Origin of the sequence: Hadarchaeum sp. (SeqCode) (genome assembly GCF_049969415.1) — an archaeon.
GTDB lineage: Archaea > Hadarchaeota > Hadarchaeia > Hadarchaeales > Hadarchaeaceae > Hadarchaeum.
The window spans coordinates 1-2,260 of sequence record NZ_JBMFOX010000091.1 but is presented as its reverse complement, the minus strand read 5'-3'; the positions used below and the strand labels follow the sequence as shown (position 1 = coordinate 2,260).

General features: G+C 50.8%; 2 protein-coding genes. Both read left to right on the top strand.

What is annotated here, in order from left to right; genetic code table 11:
- Positions 1 to 161: 161 nt before the first annotated feature.
- A complete protein-coding gene (locus ACP5PX_RS07920; RefSeq protein ID WP_428085412.1) occupies positions 162 to 1,028 on the top strand; it encodes a hypothetical protein in 867 nt (288 codons plus the stop codon).
- 3 nt (positions 1,029 to 1,031) lie between these two features.
- The gene (locus ACP5PX_RS07915) at positions 1,032 to 2,111 is read left to right on the top strand and encodes a DNA adenine methylase (RefSeq protein ID WP_428085411.1); all 1,080 of its coding nucleotides are present in this window, start codon (positions 1,032 to 1,034) and stop codon (positions 2,109 to 2,111) included.
- Positions 2,112 to 2,260: the final 149 nt, after the last annotated feature.

Genomic DNA, 2,260 nt, shown 5'->3' with positions numbered 1-2,260 from the left:
CGCCCCGACCAGCTGGACGCCCTCACCGCCCTGGCCCGGAGGCTGAACCGGGAGCGGAAGGGGAAGGGGGAAAGGATCACGGAGAACACCCTCATCCGGTGGGCGGTGGACTTGCTGTTGGAGAAACTAGCTCAAGAAAAGGGATTGGGCATGGGGTAGATATGGGTGAAAAGCTCAGGGAACATTTACAAGAAATAGCCAGCCAAATCGCCTCATTTGAGGCTGAAGAGAGTCAGCAAAACCGTCCTGCAGGGTCTGCAAGCGGAGGTTCCCGCTTTGAAAAGGAGGTTTCCTCAGGGATAGCCTCCTTAGTCGCACTTCTTTGCAAAGAGAACATTGCTATACCCATGCGCGTTAGAAAGGAATTGTCTGGTCCTTTTCCCCGACGCTCAAAACTCACAGGTGACAATGTGGTTGCAGTGGAAAGTCTTTCAACCAGGCGCTTTATCGTATTTAACCTTGAGAATCTTGTTTTGGATCAAGAAAGTTGCCCTTATAAAGGGACCAAGACCGTACCAGATAACTGGCTAAAAAAGGCTTTTCTTGTGGAAGAGTGGTGTGATCCACGCATCGAGGATATAGAAAAGATAGGCGTAATACCGGATGAACATGAAGGATTGCCTTTTGCTGGACCGGCATACAGGCAAATCTACCGGGGCCTTAAGACCGAGTTTGATGGGGTGATCCTCTTTGTTGAAGGAGACCAGCTTCTTAGCAAAACCCTCGTGGAAATCAAATCTGCAAAATCCTCACGTAGGCGAAGGATAGATGGAAATGCCCACGAACGCTTTTCCTATCAAAACTTGGATTACGTTGAGATTGGAGCAAAATATTTACGAACGGAACTCCTTCTTCTGACTAATGACGCGTACATCCGCTATAAAAACAAGTACCACACAGGCTTCGCTGTCCATGCCCTCCGCCTAGGGCAAGCTTTCTCTTGGTATAGATTCAGCATGGTTAGTTCAGCTGGGCAATACCTTCGCCTGTTTGAAGGCTGGGTAGATTGGCTAGAGGGTAAGGGGTGAACCTTGATCAAGTATATCGGCTCTAAGCGCTCGTTGATCCCATGGATCTTGGAGGTGATGATAAAAATATCCCGGAGCTCTGGGGCAAAAACAGTCGCAGATCTCTTCTCCGGCAGTGCCCGGGTGAGCCACGCCCTAAAGTCCAGGGGCTTCTACGTGATCGCCAACGACTTTTACCACTACGCTTTTACAATAGCGAAAGCGCTCGTGGAAGCTGACCGGCAAGAATACCCCGAGGAAAGGGTAAAGCCCATTCTCGAACGCCTGTCCCAACTGCCCCCCAAAAGGGGGTGGTTCACCGAAACTTACTGCGAGGAAGCCCGCTTCTTCCAGCCGAAGAATGGAGAACGGATAGAAGCCATCCGTGAGCATATAGAGGAGCACTACACCCATGACCCTACCTTGAAGGCCATCCTCCTTAGCAGCCTCATCTTGGCCGCTGATAAGGTAGACTCTACTACTGGTGTCCAGATGGCTTACCTAAAAGACTGGGCCCCCCGGTCCTACAATGACTTGCGATTGGAGTACCCGCCCCTTCTTCCCGGACCGGGGGAAGCCCTTCTGGGGGACGCCATTGAGGTTGTGGAACAGGTTGAGGCAGACATTCTTTACCTAGACCCGCCTTACAATCAGCACTCTTACCTCGGCAACTATCATATTTGGGAAACTTTGGTGCTGTGGGATAAACCCAAAACCTACGGCGTGGCTAGGAAAAGGGAGGATGTCAAATACCGCAAAAGCCATTTCAACTCACGCCGCCTAGCAAAGGAAGCTCTGTCACGACTTCTAGCCAAAGCTAAAGCCCCGCATATTGTACTTTCGTTCAATAATGAAGGTTTTTTCACAGCTCAAGAAATAGAGGATTTGCTAAAAGAGTGGGGATATGTAGTTCGCCTTTCCAGAAGGCATAAGAGGTACATAGGCGCAGTGATCGGCATCTATAATCCCAAGGGTGAGAAAGTTGGGGTCACCTCGCATACAGAAAACACAGAGTTTCTTTTTGTAGCAACTCGCAGTCGTAAAGTCTACGATGAGTTCGTGCCTCTTTCAAAAGAAAGTGTAGTTCAGCCCTCGCTCTTTTAGCAAAACTTTACGAACTGTTTCCCTTGGGTCCAAACCCCACCACGTCCGGCAGCGCCCGAGCGGCCTCCTCCAGGCGCTTGCGGGAGACGTGCACGTAGACCTGGGTGGTGCTGATACTGCTGTGGCCCAGGAGCTCCTTCACCTCGTCA